The organism is Ligilactobacillus sp. LYQ135, from assembly GCF_053711055.1.
This window is the reverse complement of sequence record NZ_JBSJYT010000005.1, coordinates 15,035-36,678: the sequence shown is the minus strand read 5'-3', so window position 1 is coordinate 36,678 and position 21,644 is coordinate 15,035. Positions and strand designations below refer to the sequence as shown.

The window sequence follows — 21,644 nt, the reverse complement described above, 5'->3', positions numbered from 1 at the left end:
TTGGCTTTTTGCCTTTAAAATGGTAGAATTATCTCAATAATTTTGAGAGGTGGGAAGCTTTTGACAGCATATGCAAAAAAAACATGTTGGCTTATTGTAGCCATTATTTTCTTTGTTTTAGGGATAATTGGTTTAATCTTCCCAGTTATTCCGCAAGTTCCTTTTTTATTGATTGCTTTCTTTAGCCTTTCAAAAGGCTCTCCTAAATTTCATGCATGGATTCGTGAACGAAAATTCTATCAAAAGTATATTTTAAAATTTGAACACAGATTTGAACATATTTATCAAACTAATTCTAAGTTAGCTTGGTTACGACATTTAGCTGATAAATTTGCAAATAAAAAAGAAAAATAAATCTATTCTAAGACTGTGAAATAATCACAGTCTTTTTTATATTTTATTAGATTAATAATAGTTTTAAATCTGCTTTCTTACCATTATATTAAGTTATTTACATTACAATAAAATGACAAATTACAAAATTTATCTAAAAGTAATTACAAAATGAACAATATCCGTTATAATACGTTTTGTTCAATCATTTTTTGAAAATTACATATGCAATTATTCTTTACTTTAAGGGAGTGAATTGATATTGAAAAAAAGATATGGCAAAGAATATCTTCTAGGGGCAATCATTACCTTAGGGATCGTTTATGGCGATATCGGAACTTCTCCACTTTACGTTATGAACGCATTAATTAGTGATCAAGGTGGAGTAGCTAACCTTACCCCTGATTATATTATCGGGTGTTTATCATTAATTTTTTGGACTTTAATGATTATCACAACTATTAAGTATGTTGTAATTGCCATGCGTGCAGATAACCATGGTGAAGGTGGAATTTTCGCATTATATGCTTTAGTTAAAAAAAAGGCAAAATGGTTAATTGTACCTGCATTAATTGGTGGAGCTGCTATTTTAGCCGATGGAACACTTACGCCAGCTGTAACCGTGACTACGGCAATTGAAGGACTTAAAGGCTTTAACTTTGGAAATATTGTACCTGTAACGACTCAAAGTGATGTTGTTTTCATTACAATTACAATTTTACTGATTTTATTCTTAGTACAACGGCTGGGAACTAGTTCAATTGGAAAAACTTTTGGTTTTGTAATGGTCTTTTGGTTTGGCTTTCTTGCAGTCTTTGGTGCAATGAATATGTTTAAAGATTTCTCTGTTTTAAAGGCATTAAATCCAATTTACGGAGTTGAGGTATTATTTAATCCTCATAACCGGATGGGAATCTTTATTTTAGGAAGTATCTTTTTGGCAACAACTGGGGCTGAAGCTTTATATTCAGATATGGGCCATGTTGGTCGGCGCAATGTTTACATTACTTGGCCATTTGTTTATCTTTCATTAATGTTAAACTACTTCGGTCAAGGCGCTTGGTTACTTCAACAAGTTAAACACCAAACAATTACTGACAATATTAATCCATTTTATGATATGCTTCCCCACTCTGTATATTTAATTGGAGTTATCATTGCTACTTTAGCTGCGATTATTGCTTCTCAAGCGTTGATCACTGGTTCATATACACTAGTTGAAGAAGCAATTGGTTTAAAGATTTTACCTCGTTTAAAAGTCTACCATCCAAACGTTTTAAAGGGACAAATCTATATTGGAGTAGTTAATTGGATTTTATGTGCAATTACTTTAAGTATCGTATTTTTCTTTAGAACTTCAGAACATATGGAAGCGGCCTATGGATTAGCAATTACATTAACTATGCTAATGACCACATTCTTGCTGTTTGAATACATTCGCGGAAAATGGTCAACGCCATTGGCAATTATTTGTTTATTATTCTTTGGTTCAATCGAAACAGTCTTCTTTATTTCAAGTTTAGTTAAATTTGTACATGGCGGATATGTTACTGCCCTCATCACCGCTGCTTTGATTGCAATCATGGTAATTTGGTACTATGGTAATCGCATTCGTGATGATTTAATGGATGCAACTGAAGAAGTTTGCTTAACTGATTACTTAGATCAATTAGTTGAACTTTCAAAAGATGAAAGTATCCCACTTTACATGAGTAACTTAGTAATGCTTGCAAAAGTTAAGCCTGATCGTAAAATCAAACGTGAAATTTTATATTCAATTTTAGATAAGCAACCTAAACGGGCTAAAGTTTATTGGTTTGTAACGGTTAATACTACTAACGAACCTTATACTAACTACTATACTGTTGATATGATGGGAACACGTAATATTGTTAACTTACAACTTTATCTTGGATTTAAGTCAAACCATAGTTTGAACTTATACTTACGCCAAATCGTTAATGACTTGATGGATCAAGGAATTATTGATGAACAACCACAAGAATATACAACTACTCCAGGAAGAAAAGTTGGCGATTTCGTCTTTGTATTAATTCGTGAATTATTATCACCAAATACAAACTTATCTCCATGGAAACGTTTCTTAATTTCATCTCGAATTTGGTTGCAAAACCATTCAACTACCCCAGTTCAATGGTTTGGATTAGAATTTAGCGATGTTAAAGTTGAAAATGTTCCATTGTATTTGAAGAAACGGCAAATGCCATTCGTAAATCAAAAGAAAATTATTAATCAACAACCACCAAAAATTGAAGAAGAATAAAAAATATAACTGATATGCACCTCAATCTTGGACAGAACTTCAAGATTTGAGGTGTTTTTATGTGCTTTTCAAGAGAAAGTAAATATGTATAAAGTACAGTTTTTATCACACCTAATTTTTCCAAAATAAAAAAGCCATGGATAATTCCATGACTTTGAATGATATATGAAGTAATCTTAACGCTTACTGAATTGTGAAGCCTTACGAGCCTTCTTAAGACCTGGTTTACGCCGTTCTTTCATACGAGCGTCACGTGTTAATAAACCGCTCTTCTTCAATGCTGGACGGAAATCTGGGTCTACTTCAAGTAAAGCGCGTGCAATTCCATGACGTGTTGCGCCAGCTTGGCCTGAGAAACCACCACCGTTAACGTTAACAAAAACGTCATATTGACCTTCTGTTTCAGTAACTTTAAATGGTGTAACCATAACTTGACGTAAGTTTGCAAATGGAATGTATTCTTCTGCTGGTTTACCGTTCATCGTGATCTTACCTGAACCAGGAACTAAACGAACACGAGCAACGGAATTTTTACGACGGCCTGTGCCTTGATATTGTACTTGAGCCAATTTAAAATTCCTCCTAGATTAAGTTTGTGATGTCTAATACTTCTGGTTGTTGTGCTTCATGCTTGTGTTCTGCACCACGGTATACATGCAACTTCTTAAGTTGTTGCTTACCTAAAGTACCCTTTGGAAGCATGCCACGAACTGATAATTCAATTAATTTTTCTGGATCTTTTTCACGGTAATCACCAGCTGTACGTGACTTCAATCCACCTGGATGTAATGTGTGGTGGTAGTATACCTTCTTGTCTGCTTTACGACCTGTTAAAGCAACTTTATCAGCATTGATAACAATCACAAAGTCACCTGTATCAACGTTTGGTGTAAATTGTGGTTTGTTCTTACCACGTAAGATTGAAGCAACTACAGTAGATAAACGTCCCAAAGGAATATTTGTTGCATCTACTACATACCATTTACGTTCTACTTCACCTGGTTTTGCAATATATGTTGTACGCACGGTTAAATTCCTCCATTTATTATGCTTGTTTGACATACAATAGTTTAACGGGGCTATTGTGGGGCAAACAATACCAAATACTATATTACGATTAATTGTGTAAATAGTCAATATTTCTCGTAATATTTTCCCGATTTAATCGTAGTAAACTTCTTTTAAATATAAACCAGAAGCTGGTGCCGTTTCACGAGCTTGATTTCGATCTTTAACTTCATACAAACGTAAAAAATCATGTACTGGACGTTTACCTCGTCCAATTTCAAGTAGCGTTGCTACCATGATACGAACTTGGTTATATAAAAAGCCATTACCAGCAAATTCAAATATCAATTCATTTTGAGCTTCATCTTTGCGTACCGTTGCATCGGAAATTGTTCTGACATGATTTTTTGCTTGGCTTCCAGAAGCTACAAAACTAGAAAAGTCATGTGTCCCAACAACATCTGGCAATGCTTGCTTAATTCTTTCAATTTCAACTGGAAATTTATAATGTCCCGTGTAATTACGTTTAAATGGATCTACAAAGTAACTTTGACTAACTCGATACATATATCTTTTCCCATGAGTAGTGTAGCGGGCATGGAAATCATCGGGAACAATTTCACAATCAACCACCACACAATCTAGTGGCAGCAAACTATTTAACGCTTTTAGCATACTATTTGCACTTAATTCATGCGGAAAATCAAAGTGAACTACTTGTCCAAGTGCATGTACGCCTGAATCAGTTCTTCCTGAACCAAATACAGGAATATATTCTTTTTCCTTACTCATTTTATTAACTGCACGTTCTAATACAGATTGAACTGTGCGTTGTTTTGGCTGAATTTGAAAGCCAGCAAAATTTGTACCATCATAAGCAATTGTAATTTTATATCTTTTTGTCATTTTAACCTCTTAAAATAATTAATAATACCGTCATTACAGCAAATACACCAAGTGAAACTGTGTCAATGACATGCCAATGTTGAATTCGATATTTGGTTCGATGAGGACCACCTTGATATCCACGTGCCTCCATTGCAACTGCTAAATCTTCTGCACGCTTAATTGAATTTACAAATAATGGAATTAAAACAGGAATCAGCATCTTCGCTTGTTTAAAAATGTTGCCTTCACCAAAATTGGCTCCTCTTGAACGCTGAGCATTCATAATCTTCTGGGTCTCATCCATTAAAGTTGGCACAAACCGTAAGGCAATTGAAATCATCAATGCAATTTCATCCACCGGTACTTTGATTTTACGAAGTGGACGCATTAACGCTTCAATTCCATCTGCAATTTCTAAAGGAGTAGTCGTCACGGTTAAAAGGGTCGACATAAATACAATGAGCACAATCCGGCAAAAAATATAAACCGCATTTATCATTCCAAAATTAGTTAATTGTAATGGTCCCCACTTCCAATAAATAGTTCCACCACTTGTAAAAAATAATTGCAAAATTACTGTGATCAAAATTAAACCAATCAACGGTCGTAAACCTTTAAGAAAGTAACTTAGTTTAATTTGAGAACATAATATACAAAATAACGTAAATCCAGTTAATAAAGTATAAGTTTCCCAGTTATTGCATAAAAAAACAATCACAATAAAATATAAACTTAAAATTAACTTGGTTTTAGGATTCATCCGGTGAACAAGCGAATCACCTTCAATATATCGTCCTAAAATGATATTACTCATGGATTTCACCTCTTTGAGCTAGATTTGAAGTTAATTCATTTGCTAAATGCGAAAGTGTTAATGGAAGAGTCCTAAAATCAATGCCTTTTTCCATTAATTTAACTGCAAATTCAGCTGATTTAGGTAGTCCTAAGTGATGTTGATAAAGCCACTTAGGATCATCAAAAAACGCTTGCGTTTCTTTATGAGCAATTAACTGTCCTTTTTCTAAGGCAACCACATGATCAGCATAATCAGCAACATCATCCATATTATGAGTAACTAAAATAATTGTCATTTGATGTTGTTGATTTAATTTTTTAAAAATTTGCATTATTTCTTTTTTTCCGATAGGATCCAAACCAATAATTGGTTCATCTAAAACTAGAATCTTAGGTTCCATTGTCAAAATGCCAGCCAATGCCACGCGCCGCATTTGTCCTCCTGATAATTCAAATGGTGAACGTTTTAATAGTTCTTCATCAAGTCCAACAATTTGGGCTTTTTGTTGGGCAATTTCTTGCGCTTCTTCTTTAGTTTTTCCAAAATTTAATGGTGCAAACTCAATATCTTTTAAAACTGTTTCTTCGAAGAGTTGGGATTCTGAAAATTGAAATAAGATTCCTACTTCACGGCGCAGCTGGTTTAATTTTTTATTTTTAGTTTCATTTGTGATTTGATAGTCATTAATTTTAACTTCTCCACTGGTTGGCTTTAATAGTCCATTAAGATGTTGAATCAAAGTAGACTTACCACTTCCAGTGTGCCCTACAATTGCTGTAAATGAACCATCTTCAATTGTTAAAGAGATGTCTTTTAATGCAACTTGTTCAAAGGGAGTCCCTGCTTGATATGTATAATTTAAATTTTTGAATTCAATTGCCATAATTTCTCTATCAATTCCTCTTCATTGAGATAATCCTTCCCAAGATCAATCCTTGGTGATAGTAAGTTAATCAACTTTTCACTAAAGGGTAAATCAAGTCCAATTTCTGTTAATTTATTCTGTTGCTGATATACTTCACAAGGATGTCCATCCATCAAAATTTTTCCTTTATCTAATACAATAATGCGATCTGCGTTTACCGTTTCATCAATATCATGTGTGATTGCAATCACTGTAAAGTGGTATTTTTGTTTTAATTTCCAAATTAATTTAAGCAACTGCCGTTTTCCTTCTGGATCTAACATACTTGTAGCTTCATCTAAAATTACAATCCGTGGATGAATGGCCAAAACTCCTGCAATTGCTACACGTTGCTTTTGTCCTCCAGATAATTTTGAAGGTTCATGTTTAGTAAATTGCTCCATTCCAACTAACTTCAAAACTTCTGGAACAATTTCATGCATTTCTTCATATGAAACTTGACGATTTTCAAGACCAAATGCAACATCATCTTCAACATTTGCACCTACAAATTGATTATCTGGATTTTGAAAAACCATTCCAATTTTTGAACGAATTTTCCAAATATTAGTTTCATTTAATTCCAAATTGTCAATATAAATTGAACCCTCTTTAGCATCAATTAAACCATCAATTAAACGTGCAAGCGTGCTTTTGCCACTTCCATTGCGCCCAATAATTGAAATCCACTGATCATCATTGATTTCCAAATCAATTGGACCGAGCTTAAAATCTTCATACTCATAACTTAAATTTTGGATTTTAATAATTGCAGCCATTTCAATTCCCTTTCACACATAAATTAGTTAAATTATACCATATCAGAAAATCAGGTGCGGAAAAACTACAACAAAGTGAAAAAGCGGAAAATAAAAATACAAAAAAAGACTGCAACCTTTACGTTACAGTCCTTTGATTTATTGAAATTAAATTCACCAAATTAGAAAACAAACCAACTAAAAAAATCACTTTTTATAACGATTTTCATCTAACTAAATTAGATTACTTAGGACTAGACTAGGTTTCCCACCATCGTAACGCCCGTTGTCGTTATAAAAGTGACACAAAATATTAAATATTTTTATTCAATTAACTAAATCAATCTTAGTCAACTAATTCAAGAACTGCCATTTTTGCAGCATCGCCACGACGTTCTTGCATTTTGATGATGCGTGTGTAACCACCGTTACGGTTTTCGAAACGAGGTGCAACTTCATCAAATAATTTTTGTAACGCTGTTTGTACAATGATATCATCGCCATCTTGTTTAACATCAGCAACAACATCCATTAAGTAAGCAGCAGCACGGCGGCGTGATTGTAAATCACCTTTTTTACCTAAAGTGATCATTTTTTCAACTTGACGACGAACTTCTTTAGCACGTTGTTCTGTTGTAACAATCTTGCCATTAATAATCACATCAGTTGTTAAATTACGTAACATTGATTTACGGTGTCCGCTTTTGCGACCTAATTTACGGTAAGCCATGAAAAGTTTCCCTCCTTTAATTAATAATTAGTCATCATGACGTAATGAAAGACCTAAATCAGCAAGTTTCTTCTTAACTTCTTCCAATGATTTGCGTCCTAAGTTACGCACTTTCATCATATCAGCTTCAGTCTTATCAGTTAATTCTTGAACAGTATTGATTCCAGCACGCTTCAAGCAATTGTATGAACGAACTGAAAGATCTAAGTCTTCAATTGTCATTTCAAGCATTTTTTCTTTATGAGTTTCTTCTTTTTCAACCATCATTTCAGCATTCTTAGCTTCATCTGTAAGGTTTACAAAGATTGATAAATGCTCTGTTAAAATCTTAGCTGATAAACTAATTGCTTCACTAGGTGTAATTGAACCGTTTGTCCAAACATCTAATGTTAATTTATCATAATCATTTTTTTGACCAACACGTGTTTTTTCTACTTGGTAGTTTACACGTTCAATTGGGGTATAAATTGAGTCGATTGCTAAAACACCAATCGGCATATCATCTGCTTTGGCTTTGTTTTCAGCAGCAGAAACATATCCACGGCCTTTATTAGCAGTCATTCGAACATGGAAGGAAACGCCTTCAGCAACTGTACAAATATATAATTCTGGATTTAAAACTTCAACGTCGCTACCGCAGTGAATATCTCCGGCCTTAACTTCTTTAGCACCAGTTACATCAATTTCTAATGCCTGTGGTTCTTCAGAATCCATCTTTAAAGCGACTTTCTTCAAATTCAAAATAATTGTAGTAACGTCTTCCATAACACCTTCAACAGTTGAAAATTCATGCAAAACGCCATCAATTTGAATATCTGTGATTGCAGCACCTGGAAGAGATGATAGTAAAATTCTACGAAGAGAATTCCCTAAAGTTGTACCATAACCACGTTCTAACGGTTCGACAACAAATTTACCGTAGTCATTGTTTTCTTCAATTGTGTGAATTTTTGGTTTTTCGAATTCGATCATTCTATTCGTCTACCCCTTTCAAAACGTAACGTGTAATCTGGCAAAAACAAAATGAAGTTTCCTTCAAAATGAATACTTAATCCACATTAAACACGACGACGTTTTGGAGGACGGCATCCATTATGAGGAACTGGTGTAACGTCTTTGATTGATGTTACTTCCAAACCAGTTGTTTGAAGAGCACGAATTGCTGCTTCACGACCTGAACCAGGTCCTTTAACTGCAACTTCAACAGTCTTCATACCATGATCCATAGCACCTTTAGCTGCAGCTTCTGAAGCCATTTGTGCAGCGAATGGTGTAGACTTACGTGAACCCTTGAAACCTAATGCACCTGCTGATGACCATGCAACGGCATTACCATGAACGTCTGTGATCATTACAAGTGTGTTGTTAAATGTTGAGTGAATGTGAGCAACGCCGGTTTCAATATGCTTCTTTACACGACGCTTACGTGATTTTTTAACAGCCATGAAATCAATTACCTCCTTCTATTAATTATTTCTTTTTACCTGCAATTGAAACTGCTGGGCCTTTGCGTGTCCGTGCATTGTTCTTGGTATTTTGACCGCGAACAGGCAAGTGGCGACGGTGACGCATGCCTCGGTAAGAGCCGATTTCTGAAAGACGCTTGATGTTCATTGATACTTCACGGCGAAGGTCACCTTCAACCTTGTAGTTATCAACTTCAGCACGGATCTTGTCTTCTTGATCTGGAGTCAAGTCACGTACACGAACGTCTTCTGATACACCAGCAGCAGCTAAAATTTTCTTAGCTGTTGTATTACCGATTCCATAAATGTAAGTTAATCCGATTACGATACGCTTGTCACGTGGTAAATCGATACCTGCAATACGAGCCATTACAATTACACCTCCTTAAAAATTAACCTTGACGTTGTTTATGCTTTGGATTGCTGCAAATTACCATAACGCGACCTTTACGTTTGATAACCTTGCAGTGTTCGCACATTGGTTTAACTGATGGTCTTACTTTCATGAATCATACCTCCTAAGTTAATTCTGAAGTACAATCTATTTAAAGCGATAGGTAATGCGACCCTTAGTCAAATCGTAAGGGGACATCTCCACTGTAACCCGGTCCCCAGGTAAAATACGAATATAGTGCATACGAATCTTACCGGAAACGTGAGCTAAAATTTCATGTCCATTTTCGAGTTCAACTTTGAACATCGCATTTGGCAACGTTTCTTTGATCGTACCTTCAATTTCAATCACATCATCTTTCGCCACGCAAAAGTACCTCCTTAATATGGTTTCATTACTTTACGAAAACGATTTGTCCTCGTTGATCCAGTAGCTTTTGCGGCAAACTAGACCTATTGAAAAGATAAACCTGAATTATGATACCATATAAAACAATATTATGCAATACGATATCATAATTCAGGCTCAATCAATTTGATTTATTTAATTGCATCTAAAACTTTTTGAATGTCTTTAAATACATCTTCAATGTCTTGATTACCATTTACTTCATGTAAGATTCCTTTTTCACGGTAGAAATCAAGTAATGGAGTATTCATTTTAATATTTACATCTAAACGATTCTTAACTGTTTCTGGTTTATCATCATCACGTTGGTAAAATTCTGTTCCACCGCAACGATCACAAACACCAGGTACCTTAGTTGGATTAAATAATTTGTTGTATGTTGCTCCACAGTTTTTACAAATGTAACGTGCAGTTAACCGTTCCATCAATGAATCGGGATCAACATCAATATAAATTACACAGTTTAAAGGTTTGCCAAGTTCTGCACCAAACTTATCTAAAGCTTCTGCTTGTGCCATGTTACGTGGGAAACCATCAAGCATGTAACCATTATTTACGTCATCTTCACTCAAACGATCCTTAACAATTCCGTTTGTTACTTCATCAGGAACTAATTCACCTTTATCAATATACTTTTTAGCCTCTAAGCCCATTTTTGTGCCATTTTGCATTGCTGCCCGAAAAATGTCACCTGTTGAAATATGTGGAATATGATATTCATCAATAATTTTTTCTGCTTGGGTACCTTTACCTGCACCAGGAAGACCCATTAACATTAAGTTTAATGCCATAATTTTTCTCCTTTAATATAAAATCACTTTTTAAATTATAACGCACTTTTTAGCGAGTTTAAAGCACAAAAAAAGAGGTGGAAATAATTCCAACCTCAATTTCATTATTCACGAATAAATCCAACATATTCGCGCTTCATCATCATACCTTCAATTTGCCGCATAGTTTCAAGAGTAACCCCTACAACGATTAGCAAACTAGTACCACCTAAACCGATTGATTCACTTAAGCCCCAAACATTAGATGCAACTAATGGGATTAAAGAAATAAATCCTAAGAATAATGAACCAACAGTACTTAATCTCATTAATAAACGAGAAACATACTTTTCAGTTTCTTTACCTGGCCAAACAGATGGAATATAACTTCCTTGTTTTTGCAAGTTTTCTGAAAGTTTTTCAGGGTTAACTTGAACAAAAGCATAGAAGAATGTAAACAGAATAATTAAAACTGTGTACAAAATCATTCCTGGAACTGTTTGCATGTTAAAGATTTCAGACATTACTTGGAACCACTGTTCGCTCGAATGGTTTTGAGTAAATGCCATTAAAATTGTTTGAATCGTTGCAATAAACGAACTGGCAAAGATAACAGGAATAACTCCAGCCACATTAACCTTCAATGGTAAATATGAACTTTCAGTTGATCCTGCAACCCGTCTTGTATATTGAATTGGAATTTTATAATTTGCTTGTTGAACATATGTTACAAATGTAACGATTGCCAAAATCACAACTAATAAAATTACAACATATAATACAGAATGCCAAATTTGAGTCTTACTAATATTTACAAATTCTTCTTGGTAAATTTGCTTGATTCCATCAGGAACACGGGCAAGAATCCCGGCCATAATAATCATTGAAATTCCATTTCCGATTCCTCGCTCAGTAATCATATCACCTAGCCATGTTGAAAACATTGTACCAGCAGTTAAAATTATACCAATACAGATATATGTTTGAACATTTGGATTTTCAACTAGGTTAACCGTACTTAAAGCGTTGAAGCCAGCTGTAATCCCGATTGATTGTACAAACGCAAGCACAATTGTCAAATAACGGGTAACCTGATTCAATTTACGCCGTCCAACTTCACCTTGCTTACTCCACTCTACAAATCGAGGAACAATATCCATTTGTAACAGTTGAACAACGATTTGGGCTGTAATGTATGGTGAAACCCCCATCGCTAAAATTGAATAGTTGGTCAAACCGCCACCACTGAAAGTATTTAACATACTAATTAACCCTGAAGATGCAACACTAGCTAATGCTTTAGCGTTGATCCCAGGGACAGTAATGTATGTGCCTAAGCGAAATACAATCAAGACACCCAATGTGAATAAGATTTTCTTGCGAATCTCTTTATCAGCAAGGGCATTCTTCATTGTCTTAAGCATTTATTACATCACCTCAGCTTGGCCACCTGCTGCTTCGATGGCTTCTTTAGCAGATGCAGAGAACTTGTTAGCTTTAACAGTTAACTTCTTGTTCAATTCACCATTACCTAAAATCTTGATACCATCTTTTTCGTTTTTTACGATACCTGATTCTACCAACAATGCTGGTGTTACTTCTGTACCGTCTTCAAATTTGTTTAAAGTTTCAATGTTTACGATTGCGTATTCTACACGGTTAACATTTTTGAAACCACGTTTTGGCATACGCCGGAACAATGGCATTTGACCCCCTTCAAAGCCCAAACGAACTTTACTACGAGCCTTTTGACCTTTTTGTCCACGACCTGCTGTTTTACCATTACCTGATGAAGTTCCACGACCAACACGATTTCTTACTTGACGTGAACCTTCAGCTGGTTTTAATTCATTTAATTTCATTAGGTTCGGCACCTCCTTTTAAACTAAATGTTGACTATTTAGCCAATTCAACGTCCACTAAATGATTGATTTTTCTAATTGCACCGCGCATAGCAACGTTGTCAGGAACAACAACTGAGCTATTTACACGCTTAAGGCCTAAGCCTTTTACGATTTCGCGTTGCTTTTGAGGACGTCCAATGACTGAACGAACTAATGTTACTTTCAATTGAGCCATAATTTAAGTCCTCCTTATTCTGCTAAGTGTTGAACAGATACTCCACGTAATGAAGCAACTTCTTCAGCACTCTTCATTTGTGTTAAACCATCCATTGCTGCACGTACAACGTTGATTGGTGTGTTAGAACCTAATGATTTACTTGTAACATCACCGATTCCTGCAAGTTCCATAACGGCACGAACCGCACCACCAGCAGCAACTCCAGAACCAGCTTCAGCTGGTTTTAACATAATACGGCTACCGCTGTATTGACCGAGAACTTCATGAGGAATAGTTGTTCCTACAATAGGAACTTCGATTAAGTTCTTACGAGCAGCGTCAACAGCCTTACGGATTGCTTCTGGTACTTCTTGAGCCTTACCAGTTCCAAAACCGACATGACCATTGTGATCACCAACGATAACTAAAGCAGCAAAACGTAAACGACGTCCACCTTTTACAACTTTAGTAATCCGGTTAATAGCAACGACACGATCTTCTAAATCTAATTGAGCTGGATCAATAAAAGCCATAAACGTTATTTCCTCCTTCTATTAAAAGTCAAGTCCATTTTCGCGAGCAGCTTTTGCTAAAGCTTCAACACGTCCATGGTAAAGATATCCACCACGGTCAAATACAACTTCTTTGATACCTTTTTTTACAGCACGTTGAGCAACTAATTCACCAACTGAACTTGCTTGTTCAGTTTTTGTGTTGCCACTAACTTCACTGTCTAATGTAGAGGCACTAACTAGCGTCACACCCGCTACATCATCAATTACTTGAGCGTAGATGTTTTTGTTTGAACGATAAACATTTAAGCGTGGGCACTCAGCAGTACCAGAGATTTTGTTACGAACACGCATATGACGTTTTTGACGTGTTTTGTTTTTATCTGGTTTGGAAATCACAATTTTTCACCTCTTAATCAATTTTAAACAGCTTTATGCTGCATTATTTACCAGTTTTACCTTCTTTACGGCGTACATATTCGCCAACATAACGAATACCTTTACCTTTATAAGGTTCTGGAGCACGAACAGCACGAATCCGAGCTGCCATGTCACCAACAAGTTCGCAGTTAATTCCTGAAACAATAACAGATGTTGCTGAAGGTGTTTCAAACTTAACATCATCTGTTTGTTCGAATTCAACTGGATGAGAGTAACCAACATTTAATACTAATGTGTTACCCTTCATTTGTGCACGGTAACCAACCCCACGAAGTTCAAGTTCTTTCTTGAAACCTTCTGTAACACCAATAACCATGTTGTTAAAGTTTGCACGAGTTGTACCATGAAGTGCTTTTGTTTTGTTATCATCTGATGAACGATCAAAAGTAACTTTGTTACCATCAATATTCATTGTAATCTTATCAGAAAATTCACGAGTTAATTCGCCTTTAGGTCCCTTAACAGTAACTTTATTACCGTCTTGCTTTACTTCAACACCTGCTGGTAAATCAACTTCTTTAAAACCAATACGACTCACGAGTCGGACACCTCCTTACTCTTAAAAAATATTACCAAACATAAGCGATTACTTCGCCACCAATTTTCTTAGCGCGGGCATCTTTATCTGTCATTACACCTTCAGATGTTGACAAAATAGCGATTCCTAAGCCGTTAAGAACCTTTGGCACAGCATCAGCTTTAACGTATGAACGTAAACCTGGTTTTGAAATTCGACGAATACCAGAAATTACGCGTTCACCATTTTTACCATATTTCAAGAATACACGGATAATGCCTTGTTTGTTGTCTTCGATAAATTCATAGTCGCGAATGAAACCTTCGTTCTTAAGAATTTCAGCAATATTCCGCTTGATTTTTGATGCAGGGACTTCAAATGATTCATGCTTAGCCATGTTAGCATTACGAATACGTGTTAAGAAGTCTGCAATTGGATCAGTCATTGCCATATTATTTTGCCTCCTTTACTTACTTTATTATGGATTACCAGCTAGCCTTTTTCATGCCAGGGATTTGACCCTTGTGAGCAAGTTCACGAAGGCAGATACGACATAACTTAAATTTACGATATACAGAATGTGGACGGCCACAGCGTTCGCAACGTGTATATTCTTGTGTTGAAAACTTAGCCGGACGTTTATTCTTTGCAATTTGTGACTTTTTAGCCAATGTGAAACCCCCTTACTACTTAGCGAATGGCATTCCTAATTGAGTTAATAATTCTTTTGATTCTTCGTCTGTGTTAGCAGTTGTTACGATAACGATATCCATACCACGAACCTTGTTAACATCATCGAAATCAATTTCAGGGAAAATTAATTGTTCCTTAACACCTAATGTGTAGTTACCACGACCATCAAAAGCGCGTTTGCTAATTCCGTGGAAGTCACGAACACGTGGTAATGAAACTGAAATCAATTTGTCTAAAAATTCGTACATCCGTTGGCCACGTAATGTAACCTTTGTACCAATAGCGTTACCTTCACGTAAACGGAAACCAGCGATTGATTTCTTAGCACGTGTGATAACTGGTTTTTGACCAGAGATCAAAGTTAATTCTTGAACTGCTTCATCTAAATTTTTAGCGTTACTTACAGCATCACCAACACCCATGTTGATCACAATTTTATCGATCTTTGGTGCTTGCATTACTGATGTATAATTGAATTTTTCCATCATTGATGGAACGATTTCTTTATCATACTTTTCTTTTAAGCGATTAACCATGAAGAAAGTATCCTCCTTCCTTTATTACAAAGTCTTACCTGTTTTCTTTGAAACGCGAACTTTCTTACCATCTTCCATCTTGAAACCAACGCGTGTTGGTTCATTGTTTGATGGATCGATAAGCATAACGTTAGAAACGTGGATAGGTGCTTCAACCTCAACGATTCCACCGTTTGGATTTGCGTTTGTTGGCTTTTGATGTTTCTTAACGATGTTTACGCCTTTAACGATTACTCGTTCTTGTGAAGGAAATACTTTTTCAATTGTACCTTCTTTACCTTTATCTTTACCGGCGATTACCTTAACTTTGTCATTTTTCTTAACGAACATTTTTCTTGTGCACCTCCTTATTAACTAATGATTCATTATAATACTTCAGGTGCTAAGGAAACGATCTTCATAAAGTTTCCGTCACGCAATTCACGGGCAATGGGTCCGAAAATACGTGTACCTTTTGGTGACTTATCATCACTAATAATTACTGCAGCATTTTCATCGAATTTGATGTATGAGCCATCAGCACGGTGTACACCAGATTTAGTACGAACAACAACAGCTTTGACAACATCGCCTTTTTTGACAACGCCACCAGGTGTTGCTTGTTTAACAGTAGCAACAATGATATCACCGACATTTGCTGTTTTTACACGAGAACCGCCTAAGATCTTAATTACTAAAAGTTCACGTGCTCCTGAGTTGTCAGCGACTTTTAAACGACTTTCTTGTTGGATCACAGTAAGTGTCCTCCTTTCGCTATTAGATAATTAGTAGAATACGAATAAGTCCTTGGGTTATCCTTAAAAATTAAAGAATAACTGCTTTTTCAACAATTTCTAATAAACGGAAACGCTTTGTAGCTGACAATGGACGAGTTTCCATAATTCTAACGATATCGCCAACTTTTGCTTCGTTGTTTTCGTCGTGAGCTTTAAATTTCTTAGTATACTTAACACGTTTGCCGTATACTTTGTGGTTAACATAAGTTTCTACAGCAACTGTGATTGTTTTATCCATTTTGTCTGAAACAACACGTCCTTGGTAGACTTTACGGTGATTACGACCTTCACTCATGCGAAATTAGCCTCCTTTTCGTATTCTTTATTTGTTTAATTCTGCTTGACGTAATGCAGTCTTAATACGTGCAATATTCTTACGAACTGCTTTTAAGCGAGCAGTATTTTCCAATTGACCGGTAGCTAATTGGAAGCGTAAGTTGAATAATTCTTCTTTGTATTGCTTTTCTTTTTCAAGCATTTCAGCAGTGGTTAATTCATTAATTTCTTTAGCCTTCATTTGATTCGCCACCTACTTCCTCACGTTTTACAAACTTAGTCTTCACTGGGAGTTTGTGGGAAGCTAAACGTAAAGCTTCACGAGCAACTTCTTCAGAAACGCCAGCAATTTCAAACATTACCTTACCGCGTTTAACTGGAGCTACCCAACCTTCTGGACTACCTTTCCCAGAACCCATACGAACACCAATAGCTTTAGCAGTATATGACTTGTGAGGGAAAATCTTAATCCAAACTTTTCCGCCACGCTTCATATAACGAGTCATTGCAATACGAGCAGCTTCGATTTGACGGTTTGTAATCCAGTGTGATTCAGTTGCTTGAAGACCAAATTCACCAAATGTAACTGTCTTGCCACCCTTAGCTTCGCCACGCATCTTACCACGAAATTCACGACGGTGCTTTACACGTTTTGGTACTAACATAGATTATTTCCCTCCTTTGTTGTTATTTTTCTTTGATGGTAAAACTTCACCACGGTAAATCCATACCTTAACACCTAATTGACCATATGTTGTAGCAGCTTCTACCCATGCATAGTCAATATCAGCACGCAATGTATGCAAAGGAACTGTTCCTTCTGAGAAATGTTCAACTCGTGACATATCTGCCCCGTTTAAACGACCTGCAACTTGAACTTTAATACCTTTTGCACCAGCACGCATTGTACGTTGCATTGCTTGCTTCATTGCACGACGGAAAGCAATACGATTTTCCAATTGTTGTGCAATGTTTTCGCCAACTAACTTAGCATCCAAGTCAGGCTTTTTGATTTCAACAATGTTAATATGAACACGTTTGCCCGTTAAGTTGTTTAATTCTTGGCGTAATTTTTCAACTTCTGATCCACCTTTACCGATAACCATACCTGGTTTAGCAGTGTGAATTGAAATGTTTACACGCTTTGCAGCACGTTCAATTTCAATAGTAGAGACAGAAGCGTTGGCTAATTTGTTTTCGATATATTTACGGATTCGTAAGTCTTCGTGTAAATCTGATGCAAAGTCTTTTTCAGCATACCATTTTGCATCCCAGTCACGAATGATACCGACACGTAATCCTGTTGGATTGACTTTTTGACCCACGCGTTATCCCTCCTTATTTAGTAGATACCACAACAGTAATGTGGCTTGTACGTTTGTTGATTGGTGAAGCGGAACCCTTTGCACGAGGACGGAACCGTTTTAATGTTGGTCCTTCGTTAACATAAGCTTCGCTTACATATAAATCTTCAACATCTAAATCAAAATTGTTTTCTGCATTTGCAATTGCAGATTTAAGAACTTTTTCAATTAAGTAAGCACCTTTTCTTGGTGTAAATTCTAAGATGCCTAAAGCTTCAGCAACACTCTTACCACGGATAAGATCGATCACAAGACGTGCTTTACGTGCAGGGATGCGAACTACGCGAGCAGTTGCTTTTGCTGATGTAATTTGTTCAGCCATGTTTTATCCTCCCTTATTATCTTACGCCTGTCTTCTTATCGTCTCCGCCGTGACCATGGAATGTACGTGTTGGAACAAATTCACCTAATTTGTGACCAACCATATCTTCTTGAATGTAAACTGGCACGTGCTTACGGCCATCATATACAGCAATCGTGTAGCCAATAAAGCTAGGGAAGATTGTTGAACGGCGTGACCATGTCTTAATTACTGATTTTTTTTCTTGATCAGCTTGTGCTTCGACCTTTTTCATCAAATGTGCATCGACGAAAGGTCCTTTCTTCAAACTACGACTCAATGTTTGTCCTCCTTTCGGATCAATTACCAACTAGGCAATTATTTTTTGTGACGTGAACGAACGATAAATTTGTTTGATCTTGCTTTCTTTGAGCGAGTCTTGAGACCTGCTGTCTTCTTACCCCAAGGTGATAATGGTGATGGACGACCAACAGGAGCTTTACCTTCACCACCACCATGAGGGTGATCGTTAGGATTCATTACAGAACCACGTGATTGTGGACGCTTGCCCATCCAACGTGAACGACCTGCTTTACCAACATTGATCAATTCGTGTTGTTCATTACCAACAGCACCGATTGTTGCACGACATGTGATTAAGATCATGCGAGTTTCGCCTGAAGTTAAACGTACGATTGCGTACTTGCCTTCTTTACCAAGTAATTGAGCTGATGTACCAGCTGAACGAACTAATTGTCCACCCTTACCTGGTTTTAATTCGATGTTGTGAATAACTGTTCCAACTGGAATATTTTCCAATGGTAATGCGTTACCAACCTTAATGTCGGCATCCTTACCTGATTGAACTTTTTGACCTACTTCAAGGCCTTTTGGAGCAAGAATATATGATTTTGTACCATCAGCGTATACTAACAATGCAATGTTAGCTGAACGGTTTGGATCATATTCAATTGCTTTAACTGTTGCAGGAACATCGTCTTTAATCCGCTTGAAGTCAATCACACGGTATTTACGCTTGTGACCACCACCACGGTGACGAACTGTAATGTGACCATATGAGTTACGGCCAGCTGTTTTGCTTTTTGAAACAAGCAATGACTTTTCAGGTGTTGTTTTTGTAATTTCAGCAAAATCTGAACCAGTCATATTACGGCGACCGTTAGAAGTTGGTTTATATGTCTTGATCCCCACTGTGTTTTCCTCCTATTACTAAGATTTGATTATTCTTCGTTGAATAATTTAATTTCATTTGAGTCTGATGTTAAAGTAACGATAGCCTTACGACGTTTCTTTGTGTAACCTTCGTAGCGACCCATGCGTTTCTTTTTACCTTTAACATTCATGATGTTTACTTTAGCAACTTTAACGTCAAAAATGTCTTCTACAGCACTTTTAACTTGTGTTTTTGTTGCACGTGTATCTACATCAAATGTATAACGCTTATCATCCATATCAGCCATTGAAGCTTCTGTGATAACTGGACGTAAAATTACATCGCGTGATTCCATTATGCAAGAACCTCCTCTACTTGAGAAAGAGCTCCTTTAGTGATGACCATCTTATCATTATTGATAACATCTAATACGTTCAAGCCTTTAGCTGGAATTACAGTAACGTTTTCTAAGTTACGAGCAGCTAATTTAGCATTTGTATTGTCATCTTCAAGAACTACTAATACTTTGGAATTAACATCTAAGTTACTTAATACTTCAGCGAATGCTTTTGTTCTTGGTTGTTCGAATTTTAATTCATCAACAACAACTAAGCTTTCATCTAAAACCTTTTGTGAAAGGACAGATTTAATAGCTAAGCGACGAACTTTGCGTGGAAGTTTGTAAGCATATGAGCGTGGTGTTGGTCCAAATACTGTACCACCACCAACCCATTGTGGTGAACGAATAGAACCTTGACGAGCACGGCCTGTACCCTTTTGACGCCATGGTTTTTTACCACCGCCACGTACGGCACTTCTATTCTTTACAGCGTGTGTACCTTGACGTAATGAAGCACGTTGCATCAATACTGCGTCAAAAATTACACTGTTGTTAGGTTCGATACCAAAAACTGTTTCGCTTAAAGCAACGTCACCGTTTTTGCTACCATCTTGTTTGAATAATGTAACCTTAGGCATGTATTTTTCCTCCCTTCCTCTAATTATTTAACTGTACTTTTTACAGTAACAAATGACTTGTTTGCGCCAGGAATGTTACCTTTGATCAAAAGTACGCCGTTTTCTGTATCTGCTTTAACAATTTCCAAGTTTTGGATTGTTACTCGTTTGCCACCCATGCGACCAGGTAAAACTTTTCCAGGAAATACACGGTTAATGATAGCACCCATTGAACCAGGACGGCGGTGGTAACGAGAACCGTGAGCCATAGGTCCACGACTTTGTCCCCAACGCTTGATACTACCTTGGAAACCATGACCTTTTGAAGTACCTGTTACATCTACGAATTCGCCAGCTTCGAAAATATCTGCTTTGATTTCGTCACCAACGTTATATTCTCCAAGCTCTACACCGCGAATTTCACGAACGAAGCGCTTAGGAGCAGTTTTTGCTTTTGCTGCATGACCTTTGGCAGGTTTGTTGGCTTTAACTTCACGTTGATCGTCAAAACCTAATTGAACTGCTTCGTAACCGTCATTTTCCATTGTCTTAACTTGCATAACAACGTTTGAACCAACTTCAACAACTGTTACTGGAACCAATTCGCCTTCTTCAGTAAATACTTGTGTCATACCTACCTTTTTCCCTAAGATTCCTTTTGTGGTCATGAGTACACCTCCAATTGATTAATTTTAAATTATAGTTTGATTTCGATATCTACACCTGATGGTAAATCTAATTTCATCAATGAATCTACTGTCTTTGGTGTAGGATTTACAATGTCGATTAAACGCTTGTGTGTACGCATTTCGAATTGTTCACGTGAATCCTTATACTTGTGTGGTGAACGGATTACTGTATATAATGTCCGTTCTGTTGGCAATGGAATAGGTCCTGAAATTTGAGCACCTGTTCTCTTTGCTGTTTCCACAATCTTATCTGCGGATTGATCTAAAATGCGATGTTCGTAAGCCTTTAAACGAATACGAATTTTTTGTTTTGCCATGTTGTTCCCTCCTTCGTCTATTTTGAAAATAAGACTAGCTCCGCGGAAATTACCGATTCGCTCGTGGCAAAGCGGCCGGGCGTGTCGCAACCTTCCACATCATAGCTTATTTACTAAAACACAGAACAATACCTGCTTCTTCACAGGTACTTTTATATCATATTACAAAGATTCGTAAAAAGCAAGCCTATTTTTGAATTTCTCTTTAATATAAGTAACTATAATATAGTAATAACTCATCATTTTAATTTAAAGCAAAGATATCTAAATATGCTTACAAAAAAAGACTGTAACTTACATTACAGTCTTTTT

37 protein-coding genes are annotated in these 21,644 nt (G+C 36.4%); 2 read left to right on the top strand and 35 right to left on the bottom strand.

Translation table 11 applies throughout. From position 1 onward, the window contains the following. Nucleotides 1–60 precede the first annotated feature (60 nt). Together ACWCL1_RS05570 and ACWCL1_RS05565 are read left to right on the top strand one after the other, a co-directional pair. Nucleotides 61–354 (top strand): YbaN family protein, encoded by a 294-nt coding sequence (locus tag ACWCL1_RS05570; protein ID WP_454545920.1) that lies wholly within the window; start codon nucleotides 61–63, stop codon nucleotides 352–354. Between the two features lie 241 nt (nucleotides 355–595). Further along, nucleotides 596–2,617: a KUP/HAK/KT family potassium transporter gene (locus ACWCL1_RS05565; protein ID WP_454545919.1), complete on the top strand. Its 2,022-nt coding sequence runs from the start codon at nucleotides 596–598 to the stop codon at nucleotides 2,615–2,617. Nucleotides 2,618–2,793: 176 nt separating this feature from the next. On the opposite strand, the gene rpsI is transcribed toward ACWCL1_RS05565, so the two are convergent. The 35 genes from rpsI to rpsJ all read right to left on the bottom strand — a co-directional run bounded on the left by rpsI (nucleotide 2,794) and on the right by rpsJ (nucleotide 21,332). Next, nucleotides 2,794–3,186, bottom strand: coding sequence for a 30S ribosomal protein S9 (rpsI, locus tag ACWCL1_RS05560; protein ID WP_454545918.1), 393 nt, complete (start codon nucleotides 3,184–3,186; stop codon nucleotides 2,794–2,796). Between the two features lie 13 nt (nucleotides 3,187–3,199). Then, a complete protein-coding gene (gene rplM / locus ACWCL1_RS05555; RefSeq protein ID WP_454545917.1) occupies nucleotides 3,200–3,643 on the bottom strand; it encodes a 50S ribosomal protein L13 in 444 nt (147 codons plus the stop codon). 135 nt (nucleotides 3,644–3,778) lie between these two features. Further along, nucleotides 3,779–4,531, bottom strand: a complete 753-nt coding sequence (gene truA, locus ACWCL1_RS05550) for a tRNA pseudouridine(38-40) synthase TruA (RefSeq protein ID WP_454545916.1) — start codon at nucleotides 4,529–4,531, stop codon at nucleotides 3,779–3,781. Between the two features lies 1 nt (nucleotide 4,532). Then, nucleotides 4,533–5,327, bottom strand: coding sequence for an energy-coupling factor transporter transmembrane component T family protein (locus ACWCL1_RS05545; protein WP_454545915.1), 795 nt, complete (start codon nucleotides 5,325–5,327; stop codon nucleotides 4,533–4,535). Further along, nucleotides 5,320–6,192, bottom strand: a complete 873-nt coding sequence (locus ACWCL1_RS05540) for an energy-coupling factor transporter ATPase (RefSeq protein ID WP_454545914.1) — start codon at nucleotides 6,190–6,192, stop codon at nucleotides 5,320–5,322. Before ACWCL1_RS05540 ends, ACWCL1_RS05545 begins: the two co-directional genes overlap by 8 nt. Continuing rightward, nucleotides 6,168–6,992, bottom strand: a complete 825-nt coding sequence (locus ACWCL1_RS05535; RefSeq protein ID WP_454545913.1) for an energy-coupling factor transporter ATPase — start codon at nucleotides 6,990–6,992, stop codon at nucleotides 6,168–6,170. Before ACWCL1_RS05535 ends, ACWCL1_RS05540 begins: the two co-directional genes overlap by 25 nt. Nucleotides 6,993–7,317: 325 nt before the next feature. Further along, the gene (rplQ, locus tag ACWCL1_RS05530; RefSeq protein ID WP_454545912.1) at nucleotides 7,318–7,701 is read right to left on the bottom strand and encodes a 50S ribosomal protein L17; all 384 of its coding nucleotides are present in this window, start codon (nucleotides 7,699–7,701) and stop codon (nucleotides 7,318–7,320) included. A gap of 27 nt (nucleotides 7,702–7,728) precedes the next feature. Beyond that, on the bottom strand, nucleotides 7,729–8,673 hold the full coding sequence (locus tag ACWCL1_RS05525; RefSeq protein ID WP_454545911.1) for a DNA-directed RNA polymerase subunit alpha: 945 nt from the start codon (nucleotides 8,671–8,673) through the stop codon (nucleotides 7,729–7,731). A gap of 86 nt (nucleotides 8,674–8,759) precedes the next feature. Beyond that, nucleotides 8,760–9,146 (bottom strand): 30S ribosomal protein S11, encoded by a 387-nt coding sequence (gene rpsK, locus ACWCL1_RS05520; RefSeq protein ID WP_454545910.1) that lies wholly within the window; start codon nucleotides 9,144–9,146, stop codon nucleotides 8,760–8,762. Nucleotides 9,147–9,171: 25 nt separating this feature from the next. After that, complete coding sequence (rpsM, locus tag ACWCL1_RS05515) at nucleotides 9,172–9,537, bottom strand: 30S ribosomal protein S13 (RefSeq protein ID WP_454545909.1); 366 nt, start codon at nucleotides 9,535–9,537, stop codon at nucleotides 9,172–9,174. 22 nt (nucleotides 9,538–9,559) lie between these two features. After that, a complete protein-coding gene (rpmJ, locus tag ACWCL1_RS05510; protein ID WP_003689393.1) occupies nucleotides 9,560–9,673 on the bottom strand; it encodes a 50S ribosomal protein L36 in 114 nt (37 codons plus the stop codon). Between the two features lie 35 nt (nucleotides 9,674–9,708). Then, nucleotides 9,709–9,927: a translation initiation factor IF-1 gene (gene infA, locus ACWCL1_RS05505; protein ID WP_003692975.1), complete on the bottom strand. Its 219-nt coding sequence runs from the start codon at nucleotides 9,925–9,927 to the stop codon at nucleotides 9,709–9,711. A 173-nt stretch (nucleotides 9,928–10,100) separates the two neighbouring features. Then, on the bottom strand, nucleotides 10,101–10,760 hold the full coding sequence (locus ACWCL1_RS05500) for an adenylate kinase (RefSeq protein ID WP_454545908.1): 660 nt from the start codon (nucleotides 10,758–10,760) through the stop codon (nucleotides 10,101–10,103). Nucleotides 10,761–10,864: 104 nt separating this feature from the next. After that, entirely contained in the window at nucleotides 10,865–12,163 is a 1,299-nt protein-coding gene (secY, locus tag ACWCL1_RS05495) for a preprotein translocase subunit SecY (protein WP_454545907.1), read from the bottom strand. A 3-nt stretch (nucleotides 12,164–12,166) separates the two neighbouring features. Beyond that, the gene (rplO, locus tag ACWCL1_RS05490; RefSeq protein ID WP_454545906.1) at nucleotides 12,167–12,601 is read right to left on the bottom strand and encodes a 50S ribosomal protein L15; all 435 of its coding nucleotides are present in this window, start codon (nucleotides 12,599–12,601) and stop codon (nucleotides 12,167–12,169) included. 34 nt (nucleotides 12,602–12,635) lie between these two features. Beyond that, nucleotides 12,636–12,818, bottom strand: coding sequence for a 50S ribosomal protein L30 (gene rpmD / locus ACWCL1_RS05485; RefSeq protein ID WP_454545905.1), 183 nt, complete (start codon nucleotides 12,816–12,818; stop codon nucleotides 12,636–12,638). Between the two features lie 14 nt (nucleotides 12,819–12,832). Further along, nucleotides 12,833–13,333, bottom strand: coding sequence for a 30S ribosomal protein S5 (gene rpsE, locus ACWCL1_RS05480; protein WP_454545904.1), 501 nt, complete (start codon nucleotides 13,331–13,333; stop codon nucleotides 12,833–12,835). A 21-nt stretch (nucleotides 13,334–13,354) separates the two neighbouring features. Continuing rightward, entirely contained in the window at nucleotides 13,355–13,711 is a 357-nt protein-coding gene (gene rplR, locus ACWCL1_RS05475; RefSeq protein WP_454545903.1) for a 50S ribosomal protein L18, read from the bottom strand. A gap of 43 nt (nucleotides 13,712–13,754) precedes the next feature. Further along, entirely contained in the window at nucleotides 13,755–14,291 is a 537-nt protein-coding gene (gene rplF / locus ACWCL1_RS05470) for a 50S ribosomal protein L6 (RefSeq protein ID WP_454545902.1), read from the bottom strand. Between the two features lie 31 nt (nucleotides 14,292–14,322). After that, a complete protein-coding gene (rpsH, locus tag ACWCL1_RS05465) occupies nucleotides 14,323–14,721 on the bottom strand; it encodes a 30S ribosomal protein S8 (protein WP_454545901.1) in 399 nt (132 codons plus the stop codon). A 34-nt stretch (nucleotides 14,722–14,755) separates the two neighbouring features. Beyond that, the gene (locus ACWCL1_RS05460; RefSeq protein WP_290032988.1) at nucleotides 14,756–14,941 is read right to left on the bottom strand and encodes a type Z 30S ribosomal protein S14; all 186 of its coding nucleotides are present in this window, start codon (nucleotides 14,939–14,941) and stop codon (nucleotides 14,756–14,758) included. A gap of 15 nt (nucleotides 14,942–14,956) precedes the next feature. Beyond that, the gene (gene rplE, locus ACWCL1_RS05455) at nucleotides 14,957–15,499 is read right to left on the bottom strand and encodes a 50S ribosomal protein L5 (RefSeq protein WP_454545900.1); all 543 of its coding nucleotides are present in this window, start codon (nucleotides 15,497–15,499) and stop codon (nucleotides 14,957–14,959) included. Nucleotides 15,500–15,523: 24 nt separating this feature from the next. Beyond that, nucleotides 15,524–15,829 carry a 50S ribosomal protein L24 gene (gene rplX, locus ACWCL1_RS05450; protein WP_454545899.1) on the bottom strand — a complete coding sequence of 102 codons (306 nt, stop codon included), beginning with the start codon at nucleotides 15,827–15,829 and terminating at the stop codon, nucleotides 15,524–15,526. Nucleotides 15,830–15,864: 35 nt separating this feature from the next. After that, the gene (gene rplN / locus ACWCL1_RS05445) at nucleotides 15,865–16,233 is read right to left on the bottom strand and encodes a 50S ribosomal protein L14 (protein ID WP_290032991.1); all 369 of its coding nucleotides are present in this window, start codon (nucleotides 16,231–16,233) and stop codon (nucleotides 15,865–15,867) included. A 70-nt stretch (nucleotides 16,234–16,303) separates the two neighbouring features. Next, complete coding sequence (gene rpsQ, locus ACWCL1_RS05440) at nucleotides 16,304–16,570, bottom strand: 30S ribosomal protein S17 (protein WP_454545898.1); 267 nt, start codon at nucleotides 16,568–16,570, stop codon at nucleotides 16,304–16,306. Between the two features lie 27 nt (nucleotides 16,571–16,597). After that, a complete protein-coding gene (gene rpmC, locus ACWCL1_RS05435) occupies nucleotides 16,598–16,792 on the bottom strand; it encodes a 50S ribosomal protein L29 (protein ID WP_057826636.1) in 195 nt (64 codons plus the stop codon). Then, nucleotides 16,782–17,216: a 50S ribosomal protein L16 gene (gene rplP, locus ACWCL1_RS05430; RefSeq protein WP_454545897.1), complete on the bottom strand. Its 435-nt coding sequence runs from the start codon at nucleotides 17,214–17,216 to the stop codon at nucleotides 16,782–16,784. Before rplP ends, rpmC begins: the two co-directional genes overlap by 11 nt. A gap of 3 nt (nucleotides 17,217–17,219) precedes the next feature. After that, nucleotides 17,220–17,876 carry a 30S ribosomal protein S3 gene (gene rpsC / locus ACWCL1_RS05425; protein WP_454545896.1) on the bottom strand — a complete coding sequence of 219 codons (657 nt, stop codon included), beginning with the start codon at nucleotides 17,874–17,876 and terminating at the stop codon, nucleotides 17,220–17,222. 13 nt (nucleotides 17,877–17,889) lie between these two features. Next, nucleotides 17,890–18,237: a 50S ribosomal protein L22 gene (gene rplV, locus ACWCL1_RS05420; RefSeq protein ID WP_290032995.1), complete on the bottom strand. Its 348-nt coding sequence runs from the start codon at nucleotides 18,235–18,237 to the stop codon at nucleotides 17,890–17,892. A gap of 16 nt (nucleotides 18,238–18,253) precedes the next feature. Next, nucleotides 18,254–18,535, bottom strand: coding sequence for a 30S ribosomal protein S19 (rpsS, locus tag ACWCL1_RS05415; protein ID WP_454545895.1), 282 nt, complete (start codon nucleotides 18,533–18,535; stop codon nucleotides 18,254–18,256). Nucleotides 18,536–18,573: 38 nt separating this feature from the next. After that, nucleotides 18,574–19,407, bottom strand: a complete 834-nt coding sequence (rplB, locus tag ACWCL1_RS05410; protein WP_454545894.1) for a 50S ribosomal protein L2 — start codon at nucleotides 19,405–19,407, stop codon at nucleotides 18,574–18,576. 29 nt (nucleotides 19,408–19,436) lie between these two features. After that, nucleotides 19,437–19,724 (bottom strand): 50S ribosomal protein L23, encoded by a 288-nt coding sequence (gene rplW / locus ACWCL1_RS05405; protein ID WP_454545893.1) that lies wholly within the window; start codon nucleotides 19,722–19,724, stop codon nucleotides 19,437–19,439. Next, nucleotides 19,724–20,347, bottom strand: coding sequence for a 50S ribosomal protein L4 (gene rplD, locus ACWCL1_RS05400; RefSeq protein WP_454545892.1), 624 nt, complete (start codon nucleotides 20,345–20,347; stop codon nucleotides 19,724–19,726). Before rplD ends, rplW begins: the two co-directional genes overlap by 1 nt. Before the next feature lie 23 nt (nucleotides 20,348–20,370). Then, nucleotides 20,371–20,994, bottom strand: a complete 624-nt coding sequence (rplC, locus tag ACWCL1_RS05395) for a 50S ribosomal protein L3 (RefSeq protein ID WP_454545891.1) — start codon at nucleotides 20,992–20,994, stop codon at nucleotides 20,371–20,373. A 29-nt stretch (nucleotides 20,995–21,023) separates the two neighbouring features. Further along, the gene (rpsJ, locus tag ACWCL1_RS05390) at nucleotides 21,024–21,332 is read right to left on the bottom strand and encodes a 30S ribosomal protein S10 (RefSeq protein ID WP_023859562.1); all 309 of its coding nucleotides are present in this window, start codon (nucleotides 21,330–21,332) and stop codon (nucleotides 21,024–21,026) included. Nucleotides 21,333–21,644 lie beyond the last annotated feature (312 nt).